We start from the raw sequence: 26,381 nt of genomic DNA, 5'->3' as shown, positions 1-26,381 counted from the left end.
TACTGTCCACTAAAAAGAGTAAATATTCTAAAAATAAATACAAAAAACAGCTACCTTAATTTAAGGTAGCTGTTCTATTCTTTACGCTTCTACAGATTTCTTTTTCTTAGCAGCTCTTTCACGCTCGCTCTTATCAAGAATCTTTTTACGTAAACGAATTGATTCTGGAGTTACTTCACAGAACTCGTCATCGTTTAAGTACTCTAATGACTCTTCTAAAGTCATTAAGCGTGGTTTTTTCATTGTTGAAGTTTGATCTTTCGTTGCAGAACGAATGTTAGTTTGTTGTTTCATTTTCACAACGTTAACTGTTAAGTCGTTCTCACGAGTGTGTTCTCCTACGATCATACCAGCATATACTTCTGTACCTGGTTCAACGAAGATTACACCACGGTCTTCAACTTGCATAATACCGTATTGTGATGCTTTTCCTGTTTCAAGTGAAACTAGAACACCTTGGCGACGTCCACCAACTTGTCCAGCGTGTACTGGTTGGTAGCAATCGAATGTATGGTTTAAAATACCGTAACCACGAGTTAATGTTAAGAATTCTGTTGTGTAACCAATTAAACCACGTGCTGGAACCATGAAAGTAAGGCGAACTTGACCGTTTCCGTTATTCACCATATCTAACATTTCACCTTTACGTGCACCCATAGATTCCATAATAGAACCAGTGTATTCTTCAGGTACATCGATTTGTACGCGCTCTACAGGCTCACATCTTACGCCATCAACTTCTTTAATGATTACTTCTGGTTTAGATACTTGTAACTCATAACCTTCACGACGCATGTTTTCAATTAAGATAGATAAATGTAGTTCCCCACGTCCAGATACGATCCATGCATCAGGAGAATCTGTATTATCTACACGTAAACTTACATCTGTTTCTAACTGTGAACGAAGGCGCTCTTCAATTTTACGAGATGTAATGAATTTACCTTCACGACCTGCAAATGGGCTGTTATTTACAAGGAATGTCATTTGTAGTGTTGGCTCATCAATACGTAATAATGGTAAAGCCTCTTCATGCTCAACCGGACATACCGTTTCACCTACGTTAATGTCTTCCATACCTGAAACAGCTACTAAATCTCCAGCTTTTGCTTCTTCAATTTCTTGACGTTTTAATCCAATGTAACCAAATAATTTCGTTACGCGGAATTGTTTTACACTTCCGTCAACTTTCATTAATGCAACTTGTTGTCCTACTTTCATTGTACCACGGAATACGCGGCCAACCCCGATACGACCAACATAATCATTGTAATCAAGAAGTGCTACTTGGAATTGAAGTGGCTCTTCGCTGTTATCAACTGGTGCTGGAATATGTTCAATAATTGTGTCAAACAATGATTTCATATTCTCTTCTTGATTTGCTGGATTTGAATCTAAGCTTGCTGTTCCGTTCATTGCTGATGCAAATACAACTGGGAACTCTAATTGATCTTCGTTTGCACCAAGTTCGATGAATAAGTCAACTACTTCATCAACTACTTCATCAGGGCGAGCGAAGTCACGGTCAATTTTGTTTACAACAACGATTGGAGTTAAGTTTTGCTCAAGAGCTTTCTTTAAAACAAATCGTGTTTGTGGCATACAGCCTTCATATGCATCAACAACAAGTAGAACACCATCAACCATTTTCATGATACGTTCTACTTCTCCACCGAAGTCAGCGTGACCAGGTGTATCTAAAATGTTAATTCGTTTATCTTCATAGTGAATCGCAGTATTCTTCGCTAAAATTGTAATACCACGTTCTCTTTCTAGATCGTTTGAGTCCATTGCGCGTTCTTCAATATGTTCGTTCGCACGGAAAGTCCCCGCTTGACGTAATAACTGGTCAACAAGTGTTGTTTTACCATGGTCAACGTGGGCAATAATTGCTATATTACGTAAATCTTGTCGTTTTTTCAACATGTCCAACTCCTAATGTCTTTTTAATCCTTCTCTATTATAAGAGCGAAGGGGATACAATAGCAATTAAAATAAAATCAAGAATGAAAATATAGTTGTATTCTTACTTTTGTGAAAGTAAAATGAGATTGGAGGGTGAAGAAATGGAACACATTCAATATCGCTTTTTATTAACTGCAATTATCGGTGTTATTTTCTTAATCGGTATCGGCATTATGGTTGCTGAAAATAGTCCCATCGGTATTATTATTTGCATTATCGGCACATTTGTTACAGTTGGATACGGTTTTGTAACAAAAAGAAAAATGCGTAAATCGCAATAACGTCAAAAAGTAAGAAGCGTGTATACAGCCTCTTACTTTTTTTGTTACTTAGATATAAATCGTAACACCTCTTCATACACCCCTGGTTTTGCAACTAATACGCTGCTTTTCTCTACGATAGAAAGCGGGGCTCCAGAAAATGTTGTCACCTTGCCCCCAACTTCCTCTACAATTATCTGTCCCCCGCCAAAATCCCACGGTGATAATCTCGGCGTTACATATGCATCTATTCTTCCTGTTGCAACGTATACCATCTCTAACGCTGCACAGCCATATGATCTCGTGCCTCTTGCTTTCTTAACAAGTGCCATCATACTTTCCATATTAAGCAATGGATTGTCGGTAAGCCATATCGCATTTAAAGCTACAATACCTTGCTCTACAGTCCCTTTTTCCAATAAAGTTATTGGTACTTCATTACAAAATGCTCCAGTCCCCTTTAACGCATGATATAATTCATCATGAACTGGATCATAAATAAGTCCAATCTTTCCGATACCGTTCTCATAAATTCCAATTGAAATTGCAAAATTTCTCTTTTGATGAACAAAGTTCATTGTGCCATCAATTGGATCAATTAACCAAACAACCCCATCAGAAGAAGTTACCTCATCTCCATAACCTTCTTCCCCTAAAATACTATGATTCGGGAATGTTTCTTTAATTTTCCCAATTAAAAACTGTTCTATTTCTCGATCCATATTTGTTACTAAATCAGCTGCATTGGATTTCGTTTCTATAATAAGTGCTTTTTTCATTGATGCCATTAAACGCTCTCCCGCATCTCGAATCCACTGCTTGGCGTGTGCATCGATGTCTTTCCATACTTCTTGCATGTTTAAACACTCCGATCTATACTGTTCACAGAAAAAACGAACCCTTTATAAGGTTCGCACCAACTAATTTTTTATACATATACTATTATTACGCTTCTAAACGAATCATTTCAAGTCTTAACACTTCTAACTTTTGTACACACTCTTCTTTTTTCTGTTTATCATTTTCCATCATCGCATCGTATAAAGTCGCTAATTCATAATCTAGCTCCAAACGTAGCACCGGTATTCTCTTTTCAGCATCTGTTCTCTTTAACGCATTAATCACCTGTCTCATATTATTTGCCTCCTCCCAATATTCGTCTGCCCTCGGACTAGAATTAATTTAATTTTCTGATTTTTTGTTTTATACTATACTATGTTGGAGAAATCATCTATGCAACAAAATTATATTTTTTTATTTAAATTTTTTTGTGCTGTTCTTTTTATGAATAGTACAAGCTATGCTAAAATAAAAGCAAAATAGGAGTTGGAGGAACAATCATGACACTAGAAACATTCAAATCAACTGATTTTGAGGTCTTTACAGTTGATGGTCTCGAAGAACGAATGAGTGCAATTAAAACGAACATTCATCCTAAGCTAGAAGCTTTAGGGGAACAGTTTGCAACGTATTTATCCAAACAAACTGATGAGAACTTTTTTTATCATGTAGCAAAACATGCACGTCGCAAAGTCAATCCACCAAACGATACTTGGGTTGCTTTTTCAACAAATAAACGCGGATATAAAATGCTACCACATTTCCAAATTGGACTATGGGGTACTCATGCCTTCATATACTTTGGTTTAATCTATGAGTGTCCACAAAAAGTGGAGACGGCTCACGCCTTCTTAGAACATTTAAATGATTTAAAAACAAATATTCCAAATGACTTCGTTTGGTCCATTGACCATACTAAACCAAGTGTAAAATTACATAAAACACTTGAAACAGAAGACTTACAAAAGATGGTTGAGCGTCTAGCTACTGTGAAAAAAGCAGAATTATTAGTTGGTATTCATATATCACCAGAGGAGTTTTCAGCAATGACCAACGAACAATTCCTTGCTAAGATTGAATCTACGATGCAATCACTCCTTCCTTTATATGCACTTTGTAATCGATAGTAGAAAACGGACAATTTATATTGTCCGTTTTTAGTTGTTATCACATTATATCACTTCAGTTTTTATTTTTCAAAATATTTTTACATTTTCACAAGCTTTTGTTCTTCGATTTCTTTAGCCCTTTGAATCGCACGGTATATAGAATACCCACTTACTTCTTGAAACTCTTTATCAATTTTCTTTTCTTCTGCTTTCGATGGAACAATCTCTTTAAAACGACGATATAATCCCATTAACTCTTCTCTTATAATTCCTTTTTCATATGCTTTCTCAATCGCTTCATAAAACTTCACAATTGCAACCATTTCCTCATTTGACCAATCATAATCTAACGGATATTGATATTCCATTTTGCACCTCATTTACCATTTCTTCTTATTTCAATACGCTATTTTAAAGAGATTTTTTCTTCTTCACTATAGCCACTTTGCATTATACACTATTTATTCATTCTAATGGAATTGTCTTCCTCTAGAAGTTAGTAGGGAACAACTATTTAACATACTCACCGTAAAAATATTTTTTGCTATACATCTATAATTATTGGTGATATAATGCTTTTGTTTTATAGAAAATAAAGTGAAGCTCCCATCTCAGAAAAGCTTTTGTGAATGGCAGAAAAACAAGTCTCATTCTAAAAAAGAACTTAACTTTTTTAGAACAAGATTATATAAAACAAACTCTAATAAATATAAAAAAAGAAGGGGTGTATAGATTGTCCCAATACGAAACACCATTGTTTACCGCTTTAGTTGAGCACAGTAAGCGAAATCCAATTCAATTCCATATTCCAGGTCATAAAAAAGGACAGGGCATGGATCCTGAATTTCGCGAATTTATTGGGCATAATGCATTAGCAATTGATTTAATTAATATTGCGCCGCTCGATGATTTACATCATCCAAAAGGTATGATTAAAGAAGCACAAGATTTAGCAGCCGCTGCATTTGGTGCGGATCATACTTTCTTTTCTATTCAAGGTACAAGTGGCGCAATAATGACAATGGTGATGAGCGTTTGCGGTCCTGGTGACAAAATACTAGTGCCACGAAACGTGCATAAATCAGTAATGTCAGCTATTATTTTCTCAGGTGCAAAACCTATTTTCATGCATCCTGAAATCGATCCAAAACTTGGTATTTCACATGGAATCACAATTCAATCTGTCAAAAAGGCACTTGAAGAGCACTCAGATGCGAAAGGCTTACTTGTTATTAATCCAACATACTTTGGCTTTGCTGCAGACTTAGAACAGATTGTACAATTAGCACATTCTTACGATATCCCTGTACTAGTTGATGAGGCACATGGTGTTCACATTCACTTTCACGATAAACTACCGATGTCAGCGATGCAAGCCGGTGCAGATATGGCAGCAACAAGTGTTCATAAATTAGGTGGATCTTTAACTCAAAGTTCTATTCTTAATGTAAAAGAAGGTCTTGTAAACGTAAAACATGTTCAATCTATTATTAGCATGCTTACGACTACATCAACTTCTTACATCTTGTTAGCATCCCTAGATGTTGCTAGAAAACGTCTTGCTACAGAAGGAACGGCACTCATAGAACAAACAATACAATTAGCGGAACAAGTTCGTGATGCTATAAATGCTATTGAGCATCTTTACTGTCCTGGTAAGGAAATGCTAGGTACGGATGCTACTTTTAACTATGATCCTACAAAGATAATTGTATCTGTGAAAGATTTAGGTATCACAGGCCATCAGGCTGAAGTATGGCTTAGAGAGCAATATAACATTGAAGTAGAACTCTCAGATTTATACAACATACTATGTCTTGTCACTTTCGGGGATACAGAAAGTGAGACAAATACACTTATTGCAGCATTACAAGATTTAGCAGCAACATTTAGAAATAAAGCTGATAAAGGTGTTCAAATACAAGTAGAAATTCCAGAAATACCAGTGCTAGCACTTTCTCCTCGAGATGCTTTTTATTCAGAAACAGAAGTCATCCCATTTGAAAATGCAGCAGGTCGTATTATAGCTGATTTCGTTATGGTTTATCCGCCAGGGATTCCAATCTTTACTCCGGGGGAAATTATTACACAAGATAACTTAGAGTATATTCGTAAAAACTTAGAAGCGGGTTTACCTGTACAAGGTCCTGAAGATATGACATTACAAACATTACGTGTGATTAAAGAGTACAAGCCTATCAGTTGATAGGCTTTTCTTTCACCCTTTTTCCCTTTTCTCATACGATATTGAGTAATGTAATGTATAGGTGGGGATACTATTATGATTGTAATAGGCCGTTCTATTGTACATCCTTATATCACAAATGAATATGAGCCATTTGCAGCTGAGAAACAACAAATTTTATCTATAATGGCAGGAAATCAAGAAATTTATTCCTTCCGAACATCTGATGAACTCAGCTTTGACCTAAATTTACGAGTTAATATTATTACTTCTGCATTAGAACTTTTTCAAAGTGGATTTCAGTTTCGCACATTTCAGCAATCCTTTTGCAACCCTCAGTATTGGAAAAGAACGTCCCTTGGAGGATTCGAGCTCCTTCCAAACATACCCCCTTCCATTGCCATACAAGATATTTTCAAAAACGGAAAACTATATGGAACTGAATGCGCCACCGCTATGATCATTATTTTTTACAAAGCTTTACTCTCATTGTATGAGGAAGAAACTTTCAATCGTCTCTTTGCAAATCTTTTACTTTATACGTGGGACTACGACCAAGATTTAAAGCTCATAACAAAAATGGGTGGCGATCTTGTCCCAGGTGATCTCGTTTATTTTAAAAATCCACAAGTGAATCCAGCTACAATTGAGTGGCAAGGAGAAAATACAATTTATTTAGGAAATTTCTTTTTTTACGGACATGGCGTAGGTGTAAAAACAAAAGAGGAAATTATATACTCGTTAAATGAACGACGAGTCCCTTATGCTTTTATTTCGGCTTTCTTGACCGATACTATCACCCGTATTGATAGCCGTCTCATGAGCCACTACACCTCTCCTAGCACTCCACAGACATCCATAGGATTTATTCCGATTAGAGATGATGCAATCGTTGCAACAATAGGTCATACGACTACAATTTATTAAAAAAAGCACCTACACATGTAGGCGCTTTTTTTCTTATTATTAAGCTTTTGTATGTTCTTTATGAGTACAGTCGCAATGAGATCCGCATTTCCCGTATAGCACTGTTGATTTTTCATCTTCAAAATGTCCGATTGTTCCTTCACATACTTGGCATACGATTGTTCCCATTTTTCATTTCCCCCTGAGTTTTTATAGTAATTTACTTATTTATCATTAAGCTTTCGCATTATCTCTATTAGCACAGTCACAATTTGTTCCACATTTTCCGTAAAGTACTGTCGTTTTCTCATCCTCAAAATGTCCGATTGTTCCTTCACATACTTGGCATACGATTGTTCCCATTTTTCATTTCCCCCTAAGTTTATGGTCCTAAAAACTTTTAGCTGTCCATTTCCTATCCATTATTGGGCTTTTGTATGCTCTGTGTGATCACATCCGCAAGATCCACATTTCCCGTAAAGTACCGTTACTTTTTCATCCTCGAAGTGCGCAATTGTACCTTCACATTCTTGACATACGATCGTTCCCATTTTTCATTTCCCCCTAAGTTTATAATCCCAAAAACTTTTGTAACCGCTTAACTTTCTGTCTTTATTTTAATATGTTATACTTTTTACGTCAATAGGTTTTTAGTATAACACATTAAATATTTTATTTTTTAATTAGTATGCGATATTCAAATAAAAAAACAGCCATATTTATACGTACGACTGTTTTACATTAATTATTCTTCATATTCCGCATGCAAAGAAGTAGATGGAACTAGGAATGAGAAAAACTGAGCTAATTCCGCCGCTTCACCTTCTGATCCTAATTTGAAAATTTCCTGCAAATATTGAACATTCTCTACATCATCTCGTCCAAGTAAAGTAGATCTTCCTGTTTGCATGCAAACAATGAGTGGCTTTCCAAAAAACATATTTGTATAAATAATACCAAAATCATAACGAGTATCATGTGTCATAAACCCCAAAAATCGTACCTTCACACTTTCATGCTCATCATACAATTTTTCAAACATTGGTTTCCACCTTTCCATATCACCTTTCATTAGTATATTAAACAAAAAAAGGAATACTCCTTTTAATTGTCAAAAAATTCAGTAGGATGTAAAATAATAGTATTCTACTAAGTTAGGGGGAACTTATATGCAACATGCCTTTATTACGCTTGTACCTAAATCCAATCAACAATCTGTTTCAATAGATGATATAAAACAACTTTTTCATTATTATAAAACAGTTACTTCCAAAACTGGTGTTCAAATTAATTACACTTATACAAATACCGCTTTTCCTTATGAAATTTTAGATACATCAGCAACAACATTAAAACTACAATCTACTCACGATCGATATGACTCCATTTATGTTGGTGTTGGTATAGAAAAGGAACAATCTTTTATTCAGATTTCTTTACCACCTAATGCAACATTTGGTGATAAAGGAAAAGCAAATGAATTTTGCCGTTTTCTAGCGAAGAAATTAGAAGGAGAGTTACAACTATTTAATGGAAGAACAATGTATTTCTATAAACGTTAATTTAAAAAATAGAAAATATTATTAAAAAGAGTATACAATTCGAACATGTAAGAAATAAAGCTTGCTTCCTTATGTGTAATACAAAACATGCTATCACATATGCTAAGTAAAGGAATACGAAAAAAAGAATAACTTTATAATGAAACTTATCACCATTCGATAACGTTAATACAACGGAAAAACCACTCCATAATAAAAAATGATAAAATATAACATGTAATATTCTCATGGAACCTTCTCCTTTGACATGCTCTATTTTATTAATATATGGGATTAAGTTTGAATCAATTACATATTATACGAAAGCATATATACAGCTTTTAGATTAATATATGTTCTAACGATTCATTTAAAGTATTATATATTCATTCGACAAGTACATATAAAGACCTTGCAAGCCATTTTATTAAAATAAAAAATAGCCCATCTCTTTAAATAAGAGATGGGCTATTTTCATTACTTAAATTATTTTACAATGTGAATTGGCATTCCAAGAGCAACTTCAGCTGCTTCCATTGTGATTTCACCTAATGTTGGGTGAGCGTGGATTGTTTGAGCGATATCTTCTGCTGTCATTCCAGCTTCGATAGCTAAACCAATCTCAGAAATAATATCAGAAGCGCCTGCACCTGCAACTTGAGCACCTACAAGAAGACCGTCTTCTTTACGTGTTACAAGTTGTAAGAAACCGTCAGTGCTGTTTAATGATAACGCACGACCGTTTGCAGCGAATGGGAACTTAGATACAGATACTGTCATTCCTGCTTCTTCAGCTTGTTTCTTAGTGTAACCAACAGATGCTAATTCTGGATCAGTGAAGCATACTGCAGGAATTCCGATGTAATCGATTGCTGATGCATGGCCACTAATTGCTTCGACAGCTACTTTACCTTCGTAAGAAGCTTTGTGAGCTAATGGTGGTCCAGGAACGATATCACCGATTGCATAGATGTTTGGTACGTTTGTACGACATTGCTCATCGATTTCGATGATGCCGCGGTCAGTCATTTTAACTCCAACTTGCTCAAGACCGATTTCTTGAGTGTTTGGACGACGACCTACAGTTACTAATACGTAATCTGCTTCTACAGTTTGGATTTCACCTTTAACTTCGAAGCTAACTTTTACGCCAGTTTCTGTTTCTTCAACGCCTTTAGCCATAGCTTTTGTATGGATATTTACGTTACCTTTCTTTTGAAGAGCACGTTTAACAACAGAGCTCATAGCTTTTTCGAAACCAGCTAAGATTTCGTCGCCAGCTTCTACTACAGTAACTTCTGTACCGAAGTTAGCATATGCAGTACCTAATTCCATACCGATGTAACCGCCGCCGATTACAACAAGTTTTTTTGGAATTTCAGGTAAGCTTAAAGCGCCTGTAGAGTTGATAACACGTTTAGAGTATTTGAATCCTGGAATTTCGATTGGTGTAGAACCAGTTGCAAGAACAGCATTTTTAAACGTATAAGTTTGAGCTGCATCTTCAGTCATTACGCGTAATGTGTTAGCATCTACGAAGTAAGCTTCACCGCGAATGATTTCAACTTTGTTACCTTTAAGAAGGCCTTCAACACCGCCAGTTAATTTCTTAACTACGCCGTTTTTCCATTCTTGAACTTTTGTAAAGTCAACTTTTACGTTCTCTGCAGTGATACCCATGTCATCAGAATGCATTGCATTCTCATAACGATGACCTGCATTGATTAACGCTTTTGAAGGAATACATCCAACGTTTAAGCATACGCCACCAAGGTTAGCTTTTTCAATGATTGCTACCTTTTGACCTAATTGTGCTGCACGAATTGCCGCAACGTATCCACCAGGACCTGCACCAACAACGACTGTATCTAATTCAATTGGGAAATCTCCTACTACCATTGTTATTACGCCTCCATTACTAATAATTGTGGGTCATTCAATAGACGTTTAATTTGGTTTAATGCTTTTTGAGCAGTTGCGCCGTCAATTAAACGATGGTCAAAGCTTAGAGATAATGCTAATACTGGAGCTGCAACGATCTCACCGTTTTTCACAACTGGTTTCTCAGCAATACGGCCGATACCAAGGATTGCTACTTCTGGGTGGTTGATAACTGGAGTGAACCATTGTCCACCTGCAGAACCAATGTTTGTAATTGTGCAAGAAGCGCCTTTCATTTCAGCAGGAGCTAAACGACCTTCACGTGCTTTACCAGCAAGATCATTGATCTCGTTAGAAATTGTGAAGATAGACTTGCGATCTGTATCTTTAACAACTGGTACTAATAGACCTTTGTCTGTATCAGCTGCGATACCGATGTTGAAGTAATGTTTATGAACTACTTCTTGAGAAGCATCATCTAAAGAAGTGTTTAACATTGGGTATTCACGTAATGCAGATGTTAAAGCTTTAACAACGTATGGAAGGTAAGTTAATTTAATACCTTTGTCAGCTGCAACAGCTTTGAACTTCTTACGGTGAGCAACAAGTTCTGTTACATCTACTTCATCCATTAATGTTACGTGAGGAGCTGTGTGTTTAGAGTTAACCATTGCTTTCGCAATTGCTTTACGGATACCACTCATTTTCTCACGAGTTTCTGGATATTCACCAGCTGGGATTGGTTGTGCTTTTGGTGCTTCTTCTTTCGCTGCTGCTGGAGTAGCTTCTACTGCTGCTGGAGCCTCAGTTGCTGCTACTGCTTGTCCACCATTTGCAAATGCATCGATGTCAGCTTTTACGATACGACCGTTCTTACCAGAACCAGCTACTGTATGAATGTCTACACCTTTTTCACGAGCATATTTACGAACAGATGGCATAGCGATTACGCGCTCATTTACTACTTCTGCAGTTACTGCTGGAGTAGCTTCCGCTGCTGGAGCTTCTACTGCTGCTTCTTCAGCTTTTGGAGCTGCATCATGGTCGTCACCTTTAAATTTAAGGTTTTCGTATCCAGGAGCATCAAATTTAATTAATGTATCTCCTACAATTGCTACTGTTCCTTCTTCTACAAGTACTTCAAGTACTTTACCTTTAACAGGAGAAGGGATTTCTACTACTGCTTTATCATTTTGTACTTCAAGAAGTACATCGTCTTCGTTTACTTCATCGCCTGGTTTAATAAACCATTTTACGATTTCACCTTCGTGGATACCTTCACCGATATCTGGTAGTTTAAATTCAAATGCCACGGAATTCAGCCCCCTGATTCATTTCATTATTATGGAATATGTACAAAAGAAACCAGCATGTGCTGATTTCTTTTGCACATGAAAAGCTAAAAATTAGAAGTTCATTACTTTGTTAACAGCTTCAACAATATCTTTATGGTTTGGTAACCATACACTCTCAGCTTGAGAGAATGGGAATACTGTATCAGCAGCTGCAACACGTACAACTGGAGCTTCTAAGTTTAAGATTGCACGGTCGTTAATTTCCGCTACAACGTTAGCTGCAATACCAGCTTGTTTTTGTGCTTCTTGAACTACAACTACGCGGCCTGTTTTTTCAACAGAAGCGATGATTGTTTCGATATCTAATGGTTGAACTGTACGTAAGTCAACAACCTCTAAAGAGATACCTTCTTTTTCAAGTTCTTCAGCAGCTTTTAATGCAGCGTGAACCATAGCACCGTAAGCGATAACAGATACATCTGTACCTTCACGTTTGATATCAGCTTTGCCTAAATCAATTGTGTATTCGCCTTCTGGTACATCTTGACGGAATGAACGGTACAATTTCATATGCTCTAAGTAGATAACTGGATCGTTGTCACGAATCGCAGAGATTAAAAGACCTTTTGCATCGTATGGAGTTGATGGAATAACAACTTTTAGACCAGGTTGTTGAGCCACTAATCCTTCTAAGCTATCAGCATGTAGTTCAGGAGTATGAACGCCGCCACCGAATGGAGAACGAACTGTTACTGGAGCAGTCCAACGTCCACCAGAACGGTAACGCATACGAGCTAATTGACCAGAAATTGAATCCATTACTTCATAAACGAAACCGAAGAATTGGATTTCTGGAACTGGACGGAATCCTTCAAGTGCAAGTCCAACTGCAAGTCCACCAATACCAGACTCTGCAAGTGGAGTATCCATTACACGATCTTCACCGAATTCAGCTTGTAAACCTTCAGTAGCACGGAATACACCGCCGTTTACACCAACGTCTTCACCAAACACAAGTACGTTAGGATCATTTTTCATTTCAACGCGTAAAGCATCAGTGATTGCTTGAATCATTGTCATTTGAGCCATGGCTTACTTCGACTCCTTTTCTTTGTAAATTTCATATTGTTCAGCTAAGTTGTAAGGCATTTTTTCGTACATGATTTCCATTAAATCAGTAACTTTTTGTTTTGGAGCTTGGTCAGCCTTAGCGATTGCTTGTTTGATATCTTCTTTCGCTTCTTCGATTACTTTCTCTTCAACTTCTTGAGACCATAGGCCTTTGTTTTCTAAGAAAGCACGGAAACGTACGATTGGATCTTTTTGTTCCCATTCGTTTTCGATATCTTTTGTACGGTAACGAGTTGGGTCATCACCAGCCATTGTATGTGGACCGTAACGGAATGTTAAAGTCTCGATTAAAGTAGGACCTTCACCATTTACTGCGCGCTCACGAGCGAAAGCAGTTGCTGCGTATACAGCTAATGGATCCATACCATCTACTTGAATTCCGTAAATACCTGCTGCTACTGCTTTTTGAGCTACAGTTTTAGCTGCAGATTGCTTTTCTACTGGAGTAGAGATTGCATAACGGTTGTTTTGTACAACGAAGATTGCTGGAGCTTTGAATGCACCCGCAAAGTTCATACCTTCGTAGAAGTCACCTTGTGAAGCACCACCGTCACCAGTGTAAGTAATTGCAACAGATTTTTTACCACGTAGTTTCATACCTAACGCAACACCAGCAGTTTGGATGATTTGCGCACCGATAATGATTTGTGGAGCAAGTGCATTTACGTTCTCAGGCATTTGGTTACCCATGAAATGTCCACGAGAGAATAAGAATGCTTGGTATAATGGTAAACCGTGCCATACTAATTGTGGCACATCACGATATCCTGGTAAGATGAAATCTTCTGCTTCAAGTGCGAAATGACTTGCTAATTGAGAAGCCTCTTGTCCAGCTGTTGGTGCGTAGAAACCTAAACGTCCTTGACGGTTTAAAGAAATAGAACGTTGATCTAGTACGCGAGTATACACCATACGGCGCATTAATTCTTTTAATTGATCATCAGATAATTCAGGCATAGCTGCTTCATTCACAACTTCGCCTTTTTCATTTAAAATTTGTAATGTTTCAAATTGAGCTGCGATAGCTTTCATTTGCTCATCAACATTAAATAGGGTCTTTTTTGTTTTAGTACCCATTCCGTTCACCTCTTCCTCTCTTGAACCATATTCTGAAACGCTTTCACTATCTATTAGCTAGACTGAAAACGCAACAATGTAAACCAACAAATTTATTTGTCGGTTGAGAATAATTTTGTGTACCTAACAATCTGTACTAATGTTTTTTCAGAAACATATTAATACAATCTTGATCACGTTTTTTAGTTTACAACTATTCTAATTACGATGTCAATTACTTTGAATACGTTTTTTTATAAATAATCTGCAGGTTTCTTCTACACAAACGTGTTTTTATTTTTCACATCTGTATTAGTAAGCATTGACCTACTGTTATATTATTCCCTTTTTAACTTGTTTTTTCTCTTAGAATAATATGTAAACGATTTAATTCTCTTTAGTTTTTCTCTCTTCTTAACAAAAATATACAAACTCTTCTTCCTTTTATAGGTAATTACCCATACATTTCTCCCTTTCCCTCCATACATTATAGTAACCGCAGTATTAGCGGGAAATGATAAAGGAGGTCATCTCATGTACGGATACTCTTATTGCTATCCAACTTGTTCATATCCTTCCTACGGTTATGGCGGTTCTTGTGGCGGGTCTGGACGCGGCTTCGCCTTAATTGTTGTGTTGTTTATTCTTTTAATTATCGTTGGTGCTGCTTGCATTCGCTAATGTAAAACGAAACAACTATGGAAAGAAACAGACGGCTTTGCCGTCTTTTCTTTTTATTACATACATATTCTATAGTAGAACGCTTTCCAAAGCGCTTCCCCTTACTTGCCGATGACTTTTTCCATCTCCTTTGGTAGACTAAGGGGGAAAGGAGAGATTACATATGCTTACAATGAAAGATGTAATTCGCGAAGGAGATCCTATTTTGCGAAACGTTGCAGAAGAGGTAGTAATGCCAGCGAGCGAAGAAGATTCAAATACACTTAAAGAAATGATTGAATTTGTAATAAATAGCCAAGATCCTGAAATGGCTGAAAAATATAGTTTACGCCCTGGAATCGGATTAGCAGCTCCACAAATCGGTATTTCAAAGAAAATGATTGCGGTTCATGTAACAGATACGGACGGTACGTTATATAGTCATGCATTATTCAACCCAAAAATCATTAGTCATTCTGTTGAACGTACATATTTACAAAGTGGTGAAGGCTGTCTATCTGTAGACCGTGAAGTACCTGGTTATGTCCCTCGTTATACAAGAATTACAGTGAAAGCAACATCTATCAGCGGTGAAGAAGTAAAATTACGTTTAAAAGGTTTACCAGCAATCGTATTCCAGCATGAAATTGACCATTTAAACGGTGTTATGTTCTATGACCACATTAATAAAGAAAATCCATTTGCTGCTCCTGACGATTCAAAACCTCTGGAGCGATAATAAAAAAAGGCGGAGTTAATCTTCCGCCTTTTTTTATATGAAATGGGTTTCATATTTATTTATAACAATCCAGCCCATTTTAATCCATGATATATGCCGTCTTCACTAACATCTTTTGTCACGTGATTTGCCAGTTTTTTTAAGTCCTCATGACCATTCCCCATGACAATACCTGTCCCAACTGCTTCAATCATTTCTAAATCATTTAAGCCATCTCCAAATGCATACACTTGGTCACGGTTAAACCCTAACTTCTCAATGAATTTCTCAATCCCTTTTGCCTTAGATCCACCATTTGGAATGATATCCATTGAATACGCATGCCAGCGAATAAAATGAAAGTCCGGGTACTCATTAATAAACTTTTCCTCTTCATTGACTTCACAGAAAAGCAGAGTTTGATAAATATTACGCTCCTCATAAAAATCAGGTTCATATGCCGGATGTTCAAAGTTTAAACTCCCAAAACCTTCTTTCACATAATCATGATATTCTACTGACGCTCTCATTTCTTGATGATCAAGATATACAAGTGGATATCCTTCTTGTTTTGCAAACTGAGTAAACTTATGCAGGGCAGCCGGATGTAACGGATTATTAAATACTACCTCATCCTCAAATACAACGTATTGTCCATTAAAACTAACATAATTATGTATATTAAGTTCCTTACGAATATCTTCAAACATAAATGGCGCACGTCCTGTCGCAATTGCTACATGCACACCTTTTTCTTGTAAATGTCTTACTGCATCTCGTGTAGATTGCGGAATTTTTTTATCATGATCTAATAATGTTCCATCAATATCAAAAAAGACAATTTTATCATTCATTTTTCAAAATCCTTTCTGTTACTCTATATTCCTATTTTGATTATCGCTTTTCAAATGCTAAAAAAAAGTATAACATATTAAACATCTGTGAAGAAAGCGTTCACTTTCTGACCTTATTTACGAAACCTGCATATATATATTAGTAAAAAATGTGGATACTTGTTCGTATGAATTTTCTTTTCTATTCTTTCTCATACTATACCTATAACTAACGGCTACTAATCGTTACTATAGAATAACTTTCCCTGTATGAGGAAGGACAAGATTCAACATTCACTTTTGTCCTCTTTCTTATATCAGAGACGGAGTTTTCACTAGTAATATGCATGTTTAAAATAAGGAAAGGAAGGAGTAATCATGCTGAAGAAGCTGAAGAAAAAGCTCAAGCGTTATTTAAATGATCTAGTCCGTAAAAAGACAATCGCTTAAATTGTGCCCATTTCGGGCTTTTTCTTCATTCTCATTCGAAAAAACATGAAAATCGTGACTGTTTGCTTTATAATAAGTAACAGATAATGCAAAACATAGACAAGGAGAGGTTTTCCAAATGATTTTTAAAGTATTTTATCAAGAAAAATTAACTGAGGTTCCAGTACGTGAAAATACAAAAGTTTTATACTTAGAGGCTACGTCTCAAAAGGATGTTCGTAAAAAATTAAATAAGTTCGCATATAATATTGAGTTTGTTCAGTCTGTTACTGGTAATCATCTTGAATATGAAAAACAAAACGCTGATTTAATATTAGCGGAAATCGTATAGTCATATGAAATTTCTAAAGAATGATCAGGCTGCCGTTTTTGCTTTAGGTGGACTTGGTGAAATCGGTAAAAATACATATGCTGTTCAATTTCAAGATGAAATTATTATAATTGACGCTGGAATTAAGTTTCCAGAAGACGAACTCCTCGGAATCGATTATGTAATACCAGATTACACTTATTTTGTGCGAAACGAAGATAAAATTAAAGGATTATTCATTACACATGGTCACGAAGATCATATTGGTGGAATTCCTTACCTATTACGTCAAGTGAACATTCCGATTTATGGCGGAAAATTAGCAATTGCACTAATCAAAAACAAATTAGAAGAGCACGGATTACTTCGTAAAGCAAAACTTTATGAAATTCAAGAAGATGATGTTATTAAATTTAAAAAGACATCTGTTTCCTTCTTCCGTACAACTCACAGTATCCCAGATTCATACGGAGTTGTTGTGAAAACACCTCAAGGACAAGTGGTTCATACTGGCGATTTCAAATTTGATTTCACTCCAGTTGGTGAACCAGCGGACTTAACAAAAATGGCTGAAATTGGAAAAGACGGTGTACTTTGTCTCTTATCTGACAGTACAAACAGTGAAGTTCCAAACTTTACAATGTCTGAGCGCCGTGTTGGTGAGAGTATTCAAGATATTTTCCGCAAAGTAGAAGGACGTATTATCTTCGCAACCTTTGCATCAAATATCCATCGTCTACAACAAGTTGTTGAAGCAGCAGTTGAAAATAATCGTAAAGTGGCTGTATTTGGTCGAAGTATGGAAGCAGCGATTGAAATTGGACAAAACCTCGGTTATATTCGCTGTCCAAAAGATACATTCATAGATACTTCCCAACTAAACCGCCTACCAGCTAATAAAGTTGTTATTTTATGTACAGGTAGTCAAGGCGAACCAATGGCAGCACTTTCACGTATTGCTAATGGTACTCATCGTCAAATTCAAATCATTCCTGGCGACACAGTTGTTTTCTCTTCTTCACCAATCCCTGGTAATACAATTAGCGTAAGCCGTACAATTAACATGTTGTATCGTGCTGGTGCCGATGTAATCCACGGAAAACTGTCAAACATTCATACGAGTGGACATGGCGGACAAGAAGAACAAAAGCTAATGCTTCGTCTAATTAAACCGAAGTATTTCATGCCAATTCATGGTGAATATCGTATGCAACGTATGCATATGAAGTTAGCAAATGATTGTGGTATTCCAGAAGAAAACTGTTTCATCATGGATAATGGAGATGTTCTTGCCTTGCGTTCTGATGAAGCAAGTGTAGCTGGTAAAATACCATCTGGATCTGTCTATATTGACGGAAATGGTATTGGAGATATCGGTAATATCGTATTACGCGATCGTCGTATTCTTTCTGAAGAAGGACTTGTTATTGTAGTTGTAAGCATTGATATGAAAGAGTTTAAAGTTGCAGCAGGACCTGATATTATCTCACGTGGTTTCGTTTATATGCGCGAAAGTAGTGATTTAATTAACGATGCTCAAACATTAATTACAACTCATTTAGAAAAAGTAATGGAACGCAAAACAACACAGTGGTCTGAAATTAAAAATGAAATTACAGATACATTAGCACCATTCCTATACGAAAAAACGAAGCGTCGCCCAATGATTTTACCAATCATTATGGAAATATAAGAAAAAGGACAATACCTTCATGGTATTGTCCTTTTCTCTTATCTTAAAAAGTGTTTAAAACGATCCACTTCATCATCATGACCAATTACAATTAATATATCTCCCGCTTGAATATTTTCCGTAGCTCGAGGAGATACAATAACTTCTTTACCACGTTTAATTGCTACAATATTCAATCCAAACTTCGCACGAATATCTAATTCGATTAAAGAATGACCATCAATTTTTTTATTTGCAATAATCTCTACAATACTATGCTCATCTGAAAGCTCAAGATAGTCTAATACATTACTTGATGCAATATTATTAGCAATCCTTTTTCCCATATCACGCTCTGGATGCACAATGTGATCTGCACCTATTTTACTCAAAACTTTTTCATGATAATCATTCTGAGCTTTTACAGTAATATTTTTTACCCCTAACTCTTTCAGAATTAACGTTGTTAAAATACTTGAATTTAAATTATCTCCAATAGCAACGACTACATGATCAAAATTACGAATACCAAGACTTTTTAATACCATCTCATCTGTTGAATCTGCAATTACAGCATGCGAAGCTATATTTGCAAACTCATTAATTTTATCCTCATCTGAATCAATTGCCATTACTTCCATACCTAATTGAGCGAGTTCCCGGCAAATACTTCCACCAAAACGTCCAAGCCCAATGACAGCAAATTCTTTCTCTTTTTCACCCACAGGAATTCCTCCAATAACATCGAATACTATGTATTTTTATTGTAACATACTTTATATTTGCTACAAAAACCTGTATATCATGCTTATTTTTGTTTTTGCATATAAAAATACTGTTGTAAATAAAATGCGATACTGAAAATTAACATTCCAAATACAAATATGTTTCCAAATGAACTAAATGTTTCAAAAACGAATAATAACGTTTCTTGTCCGAAGAAAGCAAACAATAGTTGTATAAATGCGAATAGCAATGCCAATATATAATGATGTTGATGGAATAAATAATGCGTTGCGCCTAAAAAAGCAATAAACGAAATGATGAAAATCCACCAACTTTCTAAAAACAGTTGCCAATTAGTAAATTGATATCCATTCACTAATATTGCAATAATTCCTATAACAGCCATCGTTGGCACACTCCATAACAATGCACGCCCTCTAAAAAATTGCGTACCTTTTACATCTCCCTTTTCATTTGCAATGTATGTTAGCACGACAGTACTTATATACAAAACAGAGAAAATTGTTAAAACAATTATGAGCCAAAAATGCAACTGATAATATTCATGTTCTATATTCGTCACGATAGCAGCTAGCATACACGGTATTAGCATTCCCGTCCAACCATCTACTTTTCTTTCATTCCAAAATACCGTGTTACCGATCCGTATTCCTAACAACATAAAAATAATGATACCTAGTACAAATAATGTCGTTTTATTCCCTACTAAGCTCGTTGAGAAAGCAATTAATCCAATAAATAAAAAGAGAACAAATCCATTCATAATTTCTAATACAGGTGATAAATATCTCTTCACCCATTTATATGTTTCGTCATATTCATGATTATCTACTAAACGGTAGGCATAAAAACTTATCCCAAAATACACCGCCGCAATAATAACATACGCATATAAGACGAAACACAACATTGCACTGCTAATTTGCACGTAATTCCCCACCCTTTTTTCTATGTTTCACCTTGATTTTACACATTTTCCACACGAAATGTAAACATATATAAGCTAGTTAACTAATCATCTTCTCAATAAGCGATAATGAATAATGAGCAGCGGCTCAAAACCACTGCTCATTATTTTATCCATTTGTATGCCGATGTCTATGCGAAGCAAATATGAAAGATGTTTTCGCCTTGAAACTAACACGTACCCACTTTAAATTTTTGCAAAGTTAGTGAGCAAGTTCACTTTCTAGTTCCTTTCCACTTCACATATTGATCTAAAAATACAATAGCTTTCTCAATTGCCTCTTCATCTGGTTTTAATTTTGCGTGGTGTAAACCATATTCTGAATTTACCCCAAGCCAAAACATAAATCCAGGAATCTCTTGAAGCATATAACCAAAATCTTCACCTGTCATTGCCTCAGTACATGTAATTACATTCATATCAGTTTGTTCACTTACAAATTGCATAAACTCTCTCGTTAATGCTTCATGGTTATATACTTGATGATACATTGCTCCGTAATCAATAACCGCTTCACATTGGAAAGAAGCTTCTATACCTGCAACAATCGCCTCAATCCTACTTTTAACACGACTCATTGATTCCACTGATAACGTTCGGATCGTTCCTTCTAACCGAGATTTTTCTGCTATGATATTTTGAACTGTACCGCCTGTTATTTTTCCGATTGTAATCACTGCACTATCAAGAGGATTCACATTACGACTAATAACGGATTGAAGTTGTGTAACAAGGTGACTTGCTGCAACAATCATATCATTTGCAGTATGCGGGTAGGCTGCATGTCCACCTTTCCCTTTTAAATCAACATATAACTCAGATGTATTCGCAAATAATAGCCCCTCTTTTGTGGCAATTGTTCCTACAGCGTATTCAGGTGCAATATGGAGACCAAGGATGATATTCGGCTTCCATTCTTTTAACTCTTCACTCTCTAACATAGGAAGAGCCCCTCCTGGTCCTTCTTCAGCTGGTTGGAATAGAAACACAAGGTCATCATCTATTCTTTCTGTTACAGCTGCTGTCAGAAGGCCTAAACCGATTGTTGTATGCAGATCGTGTCCACATGCATGCATCATTCCTTCATGAATAGAAGCAAATTCATATCCAGTTTCTTCTGTAATTGGCAAACCGTCTATATCTGCTCGATAACCTATAATTTTTTCTGGATTTTTTCCATTTACTTTAACAATGACACCCGTTTTCCATACTTTCACTTCCACATTTTCATTCGAAAGCGTTCCTATGTAATCTAAAATATACTGTTGTGTTTTCCACTCTTTAAATCCAATTTCCGGTATTTTGTGTAGGTCTCTACGAATTTGAATGAATTTGCTTACTGCCATTTTTGCACCTCTATCTATAAAAAGCGTAAGAGCCTTTTTATGCTCTTACGCTTTTTTGTTTTTATTTCTCTGGGTTTAATTGACGAAGCTCTTGTTTAATTTCAGTTTTTGCTTTTGTCTTCTCATCAATCTCTTTAATTACGCGTGCTGGAGTACCCGCAACAACTGTATATGGAGGTACATCTTCTGTTACAACAGCTCCTGCTGCTACAACTGCACCTTTACCTACTGTAACTCCCTCTAACACAACTACGTTAGCACCAATTACAACATCGTCTTCAACGATAACTGGTTTTGCTGAAGGTGGCTCAATAACACCTGCAAGTACTGCACCTGCACCTACGTGACAGTTCTTACCAACAGTTGCACGTCCACCAAGTACCGCGTTCATGTCAATCATAGAACCTTCACCAATTACAGCACCGATATTAATTGTTGCATTCATCATAATAACAGCGTTGTCGCCGATTTCAACGTGGTCACGAATAATCGCGCCTGGCTCAATACGAGCTTTAATACCTTTTAAATCAAGCATTGGAATTGCAGAATTACGACGGTCATTTTCAACAACGTAATCAACGATGTTCTTGCTATTTTCATCAAGAATTGTCTTAATTTCAGACCATTCTCCAAATAATACACCAGACTTTTTATTTACAAATGCTTGTACCGTTTCAGGGAATGTTACTTCTTTTAAATCCCCTTTTATGTATACCTTTACAGGAGTTTTCTTTTCACTTTTTTGTATAAACGAAATAATTTCGTTAGCGTCCATCATTTTCATTCTTGTTGCCTCCTAAATCCATTTATAATGTTACTCTACCAAACGATAGAGCGAGTAGCAAGATAATAATCCTATTTTTCCATTTGAATTTCTTCTATAATTTCTAAAAATGCTTGTACTTGCTTTAATTGTCTAGCTGATTCACTCGTCAATAACCATGTTTCTCTCGTTAATTGAACAGGTGTTTTATACATATTTTCCTGTACCTCTTTTAAAACAGTAGAGGGTAAAAGGGCATAACCTATACCATTTAAAACGAGTTGTTTGCACGTCTCAATTTGATCAACGACAATTGTTCTCTTAGGTGGATTAGAAAATAAACCATACCACCAATTTTGTATTTGTCCATAATAAGTCGAATCACTTTTAAATTGAATAAATGGTCTATTTGTTTCTTTTAACATCGAAATATCTTTTATTTCTTTATCCACTAAATAAAGTTCATCTTCAAATAATTGTTGCTTCTGACCTTTATATTCTTGTGTTCCTCTCAATATAGCAACATGAACGTCTCCTTCATAAAATTGCTTTTGCACTTCACTACTCCAGCCAGTAAACAGCGATATTTTCACAGAAGGATATTTATGCACAAACTTCTTCAAAACAGGAGGAAGCCAATATTGACCAATAACTGATGCAACAGCTATTTTTAACGTTCCGTGAGTTTCTGTTCTAAAAACAGCTAGCTCACTTTTAATATCCTCTTCCTTTTGTAACATTTCTTTTGCATAATTTGCGACTTTTTCCCCTTCAGGTGTAATTGTCAATCCTTTTTGCGAGCGAATAAAAAACTTCATTCCCCATTGTTTCTCCATAGATTGTAATCGTTGACTAAGCGCAGGTTGTGAAACAAATAAACGTTCCGCCGCTTTTCTCATATTTGATTCCTGAGCTAACACAACCATCATTTGAAAATCATCAATTTGCAACTTTCTCCCTCTTTCCTTAGCTTCCATACACCTTATCTCAATAAGCTTTTCATCCTTAATTTAACTACATACTCTTATATTTTTTATCTTTTTAAATATAATACATACACAACTGATATGCACGAAAAAAAGTGACTTCTCAGTTTCTATGAAGTCACTTTTCTCACATTATCGATTATGTTGCCTTACTTTTTTATTCAACAATTTTAAAATAGCTCGACGTGTTAAAATTCCCTCAAAATACCCCTCTTCGTTGACAGCGCAAATAAAAGGATGATCAATTGTCATTTCTAAAGCTTTTGCAAACGAATCTTCTAACTTAAGTACCGGAATGTCTTCCTTCATCACCTGTTCTACTTTCATTTCTTCAAGTCTTTCAAACTCAATGCGTTCTAGCCCTAACATACCGTCTAAAATCATAGCAGTACTAATTAATCCGTGCAATTTATACATCGGGTCCAAAACAGGTATCGCCGAATATCCAGATTTCACAAGTACGAGTAACGCATGCTCTAAACCATTCCCTATTTGGACATGTGCTACTTTTTCTGATGAAATGATTAAATCTTTCACAAAAATTTGTTGAAACTCGTCTTTCGGAATACTAATCATGTTACATCCCCCATTTTTCCTTTTTCCTGCTTATAATCACCGGCTCTATCCATATTTTATGACAGCGTTTTCATATTATTATTTTGTCCTTACATTATTTCAATAAAAACAAAATTACACAGCTATTTTAGCATACAACACAAAAAAAAGACTACCATTTCGGTAGCGCTTAATACCCTTTATTTTTTAATCTGTAAAATAACCTTGTGATTTTTTTATATTGCATCACATCTGTCTTTTTTAAACCATTCTCAATATCTGTAAGTTCCACAGATAAAATTTCACTCGCATAATTTTGCTGAAATAAAATATCTAGTAACAAACTTTCCTCTTCTTCAGTTAAAACAAATTCCCTTTTCATATACCCCTCTCCTTATACTCGCATCGTTACTCTTATTATATAAAATTTCCAGCCTATTTAATAGATGTAATATTCAGTTTTTATTGAAAGATATATAAAAATTGTTTTTATTTCGTATATCGATTTGCATAACTAAATGCCGCGTAAGCATCCGGCTTAATTTTTGCAGTTAATCCCATCGCTTGAATTTTCGTTGTCATATCTAGAATAAATTCTTTTGTTAAACCATCATTTCCGATATCCAAGTGAATTTCCATTATAAATCCAGCACCATCTTGCGCATATGGATGCAATAAATCCCATATTGTTTGTATATGGTTTGGAGTAAATAGACATGCGATTTCTTGACTAAATTGCGTCTCTAAATATATTTTCTCACGTAAAGTTGCTGGCTTATCTTTTACTGATTTATGGTGTAAGCACCCCCAAGCTCCTTTTCCAACGCGATGAATATGAATTGCCGTAATAAACCTCGTATCCTTTTGATGTGCTTGTGAGTCTGTCCCAATGGATAAGCGATATAAATTTCGTGGATCCTTTTCAATGAAATTACAAATACGGGTAAAGACCATATCAAAATTTAAATGTCTCTCTGAAACATTATAAAATTTATGTTCCCCGGCCACATAGTCACGTCCTTTCAATTAGACAGACTTTTCGTATTCTCATTGTATGGGACAAAAACAAAAATTATAACTTCCTACCCTTTATTCGTTTCAATATTCCGAATTACATAATGGCAAACCTGGCATGTATAAATTACATTTTGATTAGATTGAGCCGTTAATACATGAATAATCTCAGTAGAATTGTGACAATTAGGACAAATCACCACTGGTAAACGTTCCATACAGCACACCTCCTCATTATTTTCATCCCTCTATTTACTATCCCATTAGTGATGGCTAATAAACATTATAGGACGAAGATTCTCCACTGATTACAATTTCACTTTATTACCATTGTAGGAAAAATTAAAAATCCCTATACATATATACTAAAAAGTAATAGAACTAAAAAAGGTGCTGCCATATGGCAACACCTTTTTTATATGTATCAAGAAATGATATCGTAAATCTCAATTGCAACCATGTCGATATTATCGAATTGATACACTTGAGGTTTTTCACCTTGTTGATACACTTCTAACTCATACATTTCACTTTTATCGAAAAATTTCACGCTACATTTGCGCTCACCGTTCACTTCAAAATAGCGTTGTGCTACTTCACCGCTTTCAGCTTGTTCTTGTAGACTAACAAGTCGAGTTAAAATTCCTTGGAGTAGAGACATGAAATCTCTCCTTTCTCTGATCTTCCTAACAATAGGTTTTACAGCTATACTCATTCTATCCGTCATAACAGAAAAAATGTTCCACACTCTAGGATAAAGGTTATTGGCCAGAAACTCAACTAAAAATTTGTCGAAATACAAAGGAAAAAAACAAAAAGAACATCTTTTCCCTTCTTTATTGCGATTTTTATACTGGAAGAATATAATAAAAAACAGAAAAAAGGAGGAATTACAATGAAAAAAATTGAGGTTTACACACAACCTGATTGTCCGCCATGTGTCATTGTGAAAGAATTTTTAAAGCATAATAATGTTGTATATGAAGAATTTGACGTAAAAAAAGACGCCGCTGCACGCAATCGTCTTTTATATGACTATGATTCTTATTCAACTCCAACAGTTGTAATTGATGGCGAAGTTGTTGCTGGTTTTCAAATTGAAAAATTACAACAGCTACTCAATATAGAATAGGAATAGGTGTAAAGACCTATTCCTATTCTTATCCCGCTATTTTCGGAAAATAAACACCC

At 35.7% G+C, this 26,381-nt stretch carries 34 protein-coding genes; 10 read left to right on the top strand and 24 right to left on the bottom strand.

Features of this window, described 5'->3' with window-relative positions; translation table 11 throughout:
- Positions 1–81: 81 nt before the first annotated feature.
- Entirely contained in the window at positions 82–1,926 is a 1,845-nt protein-coding gene (typA, locus tag V7S50_RS02065) for a translational GTPase TypA (RefSeq protein ID WP_063223158.1), read from the bottom strand.
- Between the two features lie 140 nt (positions 1,927–2,066).
- On the opposite strand from typA, the gene V7S50_RS02060 reads away from it, so the two are divergent.
- The gene (locus tag V7S50_RS02060) at positions 2,067–2,246 is read left to right on the top strand and encodes a DUF5325 family protein (RefSeq protein ID WP_000400129.1); all 180 of its coding nucleotides are present in this window, start codon (positions 2,067–2,069) and stop codon (positions 2,244–2,246) included.
- Between the two features lie 44 nt (positions 2,247–2,290).
- On the opposite strand, the gene V7S50_RS02055 is transcribed toward V7S50_RS02060, so the two are convergent.
- Positions 2,291–3,082, bottom strand: coding sequence for an inositol monophosphatase family protein (locus tag V7S50_RS02055; protein ID WP_242252062.1), 792 nt, complete (start codon positions 3,080–3,082; stop codon positions 2,291–2,293).
- Between the two features lie 88 nt (positions 3,083–3,170).
- Positions 3,171–3,359, bottom strand: a complete 189-nt coding sequence (locus tag V7S50_RS02050; protein ID WP_001250168.1) for a hypothetical protein — start codon at positions 3,357–3,359, stop codon at positions 3,171–3,173.
- A gap of 206 nt (positions 3,360–3,565) precedes the next feature.
- Between V7S50_RS02050 and V7S50_RS02045 the strand changes: the two genes are divergently transcribed.
- Positions 3,566–4,192, top strand: a complete 627-nt coding sequence (locus V7S50_RS02045) for a YktB family protein (protein ID WP_063223156.1) — start codon at positions 3,566–3,568, stop codon at positions 4,190–4,192.
- An 80-nt stretch (positions 4,193–4,272) separates the two neighbouring features.
- Here V7S50_RS02045 and V7S50_RS02040 read toward each other — a convergent pair whose 3' ends face one another.
- Positions 4,273–4,542, bottom strand: a complete 270-nt coding sequence (locus V7S50_RS02040) for a UPF0223 family protein (RefSeq protein ID WP_063223155.1) — start codon at positions 4,540–4,542, stop codon at positions 4,273–4,275.
- 365 nt (positions 4,543–4,907) lie between these two features.
- Between V7S50_RS02040 and speA the strand changes: the two genes are divergently transcribed.
- Together speA and V7S50_RS02030 are read left to right on the top strand one after the other, a co-directional pair.
- Positions 4,908–6,380: an arginine decarboxylase gene (gene speA, locus V7S50_RS02035; protein ID WP_242252064.1), complete on the top strand. Its 1,473-nt coding sequence runs from the start codon at positions 4,908–4,910 to the stop codon at positions 6,378–6,380.
- A gap of 75 nt (positions 6,381–6,455) precedes the next feature.
- Entirely contained in the window at positions 6,456–7,286 is an 831-nt protein-coding gene (locus tag V7S50_RS02030) for a protein-glutamine gamma-glutamyltransferase (RefSeq protein WP_242252066.1), read from the top strand.
- 39 nt (positions 7,287–7,325) lie between these two features.
- On the opposite strand, the gene V7S50_RS02025 is transcribed toward V7S50_RS02030, so the two are convergent.
- The 4 genes from V7S50_RS02025 to V7S50_RS02010 all read right to left on the bottom strand — a co-directional run bounded on the left by V7S50_RS02025 (position 7,326) and on the right by V7S50_RS02010 (position 8,307).
- Positions 7,326–7,454: a GapA-binding peptide SR1P gene (locus V7S50_RS02025; RefSeq protein WP_063223152.1), complete on the bottom strand. Its 129-nt coding sequence runs from the start codon at positions 7,452–7,454 to the stop codon at positions 7,326–7,328.
- Between the two features lie 45 nt (positions 7,455–7,499).
- On the bottom strand, positions 7,500–7,628 hold the full coding sequence (locus V7S50_RS02020; RefSeq protein WP_060632074.1) for a GapA-binding peptide SR1P: 129 nt from the start codon (positions 7,626–7,628) through the stop codon (positions 7,500–7,502).
- A gap of 59 nt (positions 7,629–7,687) precedes the next feature.
- Entirely contained in the window at positions 7,688–7,816 is a 129-nt protein-coding gene (locus tag V7S50_RS02015) for a GapA-binding peptide SR1P (RefSeq protein WP_060632075.1), read from the bottom strand.
- A 194-nt stretch (positions 7,817–8,010) separates the two neighbouring features.
- The gene (locus tag V7S50_RS02010) at positions 8,011–8,307 is read right to left on the bottom strand and encodes a DUF3055 domain-containing protein (RefSeq protein ID WP_060632076.1); all 297 of its coding nucleotides are present in this window, start codon (positions 8,305–8,307) and stop codon (positions 8,011–8,013) included.
- 127 nt (positions 8,308–8,434) lie between these two features.
- Between V7S50_RS02010 and V7S50_RS02005 the strand changes: the two genes are divergently transcribed.
- A complete protein-coding gene (locus tag V7S50_RS02005) occupies positions 8,435–8,827 on the top strand; it encodes a DUF1885 family protein (RefSeq protein ID WP_097950712.1) in 393 nt (130 codons plus the stop codon).
- A 1-nt stretch (position 8,828) separates the two neighbouring features.
- On the opposite strand, the gene V7S50_RS02000 is transcribed toward V7S50_RS02005, so the two are convergent.
- The 5 genes from V7S50_RS02000 to pdhA all read right to left on the bottom strand — a co-directional run bounded on the left by V7S50_RS02000 (position 8,829) and on the right by pdhA (position 14,190).
- Positions 8,829–9,056 carry a hypothetical protein gene (locus V7S50_RS02000; protein ID WP_063223150.1) on the bottom strand — a complete coding sequence of 76 codons (228 nt, stop codon included), beginning with the start codon at positions 9,054–9,056 and terminating at the stop codon, positions 8,829–8,831.
- 236 nt (positions 9,057–9,292) lie between these two features.
- On the bottom strand, positions 9,293–10,705 hold the full coding sequence (gene lpdA / locus V7S50_RS01995) for a dihydrolipoyl dehydrogenase (RefSeq protein ID WP_063223149.1): 1,413 nt from the start codon (positions 10,703–10,705) through the stop codon (positions 9,293–9,295).
- Between the two features lie 5 nt (positions 10,706–10,710).
- A complete protein-coding gene (gene pdhC, locus V7S50_RS01990; RefSeq protein ID WP_242252069.1) occupies positions 10,711–12,000 on the bottom strand; it encodes a pyruvate dehydrogenase complex dihydrolipoyllysine-residue acetyltransferase in 1,290 nt (429 codons plus the stop codon).
- 93 nt (positions 12,001–12,093) lie between these two features.
- On the bottom strand, positions 12,094–13,071 hold the full coding sequence (pdhB, locus tag V7S50_RS01985; RefSeq protein WP_000068166.1) for a pyruvate dehydrogenase complex E1 component subunit beta: 978 nt from the start codon (positions 13,069–13,071) through the stop codon (positions 12,094–12,096).
- 3 nt (positions 13,072–13,074) lie between these two features.
- Positions 13,075–14,190 carry a pyruvate dehydrogenase E1 component subunit alpha gene (pdhA, locus tag V7S50_RS01980; protein ID WP_000536893.1) on the bottom strand — a complete coding sequence of 372 codons (1,116 nt, stop codon included), beginning with the start codon at positions 14,188–14,190 and terminating at the stop codon, positions 13,075–13,077.
- Positions 14,191–14,703: 513 nt separating this feature from the next.
- Here pdhA and V7S50_RS01975 point away from each other — a divergent pair.
- Both V7S50_RS01975 and def read left to right on the top strand, forming a co-directional pair.
- Positions 14,704–14,850, top strand: a complete 147-nt coding sequence (locus V7S50_RS01975) for a YjcZ family sporulation protein (protein WP_000274562.1) — start codon at positions 14,704–14,706, stop codon at positions 14,848–14,850.
- A gap of 163 nt (positions 14,851–15,013) precedes the next feature.
- Entirely contained in the window at positions 15,014–15,568 is a 555-nt protein-coding gene (gene def, locus V7S50_RS01970; protein ID WP_063223147.1) for a peptide deformylase, read from the top strand.
- A 59-nt stretch (positions 15,569–15,627) separates the two neighbouring features.
- Here the strand turns inward: def and V7S50_RS01965 are convergent, their stop codons facing one another.
- Positions 15,628–16,401: a Cof-type HAD-IIB family hydrolase gene (locus V7S50_RS01965; protein WP_063223146.1), complete on the bottom strand. Its 774-nt coding sequence runs from the start codon at positions 16,399–16,401 to the stop codon at positions 15,628–15,630.
- A gap of 547 nt (positions 16,402–16,948) precedes the next feature.
- Between V7S50_RS01965 and V7S50_RS01960 the strand changes: the two genes are divergently transcribed.
- On the top strand, positions 16,949–17,161 hold the full coding sequence (locus V7S50_RS01960; protein WP_060632082.1) for a DNA-dependent RNA polymerase subunit epsilon: 213 nt from the start codon (positions 16,949–16,951) through the stop codon (positions 17,159–17,161).
- A 4-nt stretch (positions 17,162–17,165) separates the two neighbouring features.
- The gene (rnjA, locus tag V7S50_RS01955) at positions 17,166–18,833 is read left to right on the top strand and encodes a ribonuclease J1 (protein WP_060632083.1); all 1,668 of its coding nucleotides are present in this window, start codon (positions 17,166–17,168) and stop codon (positions 18,831–18,833) included.
- A gap of 38 nt (positions 18,834–18,871) precedes the next feature.
- Here the strand turns inward: rnjA and V7S50_RS01950 are convergent, their stop codons facing one another.
- The 10 genes from V7S50_RS01950 to V7S50_RS01905 form a co-directional block, all read right to left on the bottom strand.
- Entirely contained in the window at positions 18,872–19,537 is a 666-nt protein-coding gene (locus tag V7S50_RS01950; RefSeq protein ID WP_000504032.1) for a potassium channel family protein, read from the bottom strand.
- Between the two features lie 83 nt (positions 19,538–19,620).
- Positions 19,621–20,487 carry a hypothetical protein gene (locus V7S50_RS01945; protein ID WP_063223145.1) on the bottom strand — a complete coding sequence of 289 codons (867 nt, stop codon included), beginning with the start codon at positions 20,485–20,487 and terminating at the stop codon, positions 19,621–19,623.
- Between the two features lie 254 nt (positions 20,488–20,741).
- Positions 20,742–21,872, bottom strand: coding sequence for an N-acetyldiaminopimelate deacetylase (locus V7S50_RS01940; protein ID WP_063223144.1), 1,131 nt, complete (start codon positions 21,870–21,872; stop codon positions 20,742–20,744).
- A 61-nt stretch (positions 21,873–21,933) separates the two neighbouring features.
- Positions 21,934–22,656 carry a 2,3,4,5-tetrahydropyridine-2,6-dicarboxylate N-acetyltransferase gene (gene dapD, locus V7S50_RS01935; RefSeq protein WP_060632086.1) on the bottom strand — a complete coding sequence of 241 codons (723 nt, stop codon included), beginning with the start codon at positions 22,654–22,656 and terminating at the stop codon, positions 21,934–21,936.
- A 71-nt stretch (positions 22,657–22,727) separates the two neighbouring features.
- The gene (locus V7S50_RS01930) at positions 22,728–23,612 is read right to left on the bottom strand and encodes a LysR family transcriptional regulator (RefSeq protein WP_242252070.1); all 885 of its coding nucleotides are present in this window, start codon (positions 23,610–23,612) and stop codon (positions 22,728–22,730) included.
- A 141-nt stretch (positions 23,613–23,753) separates the two neighbouring features.
- Positions 23,754–24,197: a cyclic-di-AMP-binding protein CbpB gene (gene cbpB / locus V7S50_RS01925; RefSeq protein ID WP_063223143.1), complete on the bottom strand. Its 444-nt coding sequence runs from the start codon at positions 24,195–24,197 to the stop codon at positions 23,754–23,756.
- Between the two features lie 169 nt (positions 24,198–24,366).
- The gene (gene abbA / locus V7S50_RS01920; protein WP_063223142.1) at positions 24,367–24,558 is read right to left on the bottom strand and encodes an antirepressor AbbA; all 192 of its coding nucleotides are present in this window, start codon (positions 24,556–24,558) and stop codon (positions 24,367–24,369) included.
- A 107-nt stretch (positions 24,559–24,665) separates the two neighbouring features.
- Positions 24,666–25,184: a ribonuclease H-like YkuK family protein gene (locus V7S50_RS01915; RefSeq protein ID WP_063223141.1), complete on the bottom strand. Its 519-nt coding sequence runs from the start codon at positions 25,182–25,184 to the stop codon at positions 24,666–24,668.
- 74 nt (positions 25,185–25,258) lie between these two features.
- Complete coding sequence (locus V7S50_RS01910; RefSeq protein ID WP_063223140.1) at positions 25,259–25,408, bottom strand: hypothetical protein; 150 nt, start codon at positions 25,406–25,408, stop codon at positions 25,259–25,261.
- Positions 25,409–25,614: 206 nt separating this feature from the next.
- Entirely contained in the window at positions 25,615–25,851 is a 237-nt protein-coding gene (locus V7S50_RS01905) for a YkuJ family protein (RefSeq protein WP_000055151.1), read from the bottom strand.
- A gap of 234 nt (positions 25,852–26,085) precedes the next feature.
- On the opposite strand from V7S50_RS01905, the gene V7S50_RS01900 reads away from it, so the two are divergent.
- Positions 26,086–26,322, top strand: coding sequence for a glutaredoxin family protein (locus V7S50_RS01900; protein WP_000717880.1), 237 nt, complete (start codon positions 26,086–26,088; stop codon positions 26,320–26,322).
- Positions 26,323–26,381: the final 59 nt, after the last annotated feature.

It is taken from the genome of Bacillus sp. CCNWLW194, from assembly GCF_037120585.1.
In the GTDB taxonomy this organism is placed as follows: Bacteria; Bacillota; Bacilli; order Bacillales; family Bacillaceae_G; genus Bacillus_A; species Bacillus_A basilensis.
This window is presented reverse-complemented; position numbering and strand designations above follow the sequence as displayed.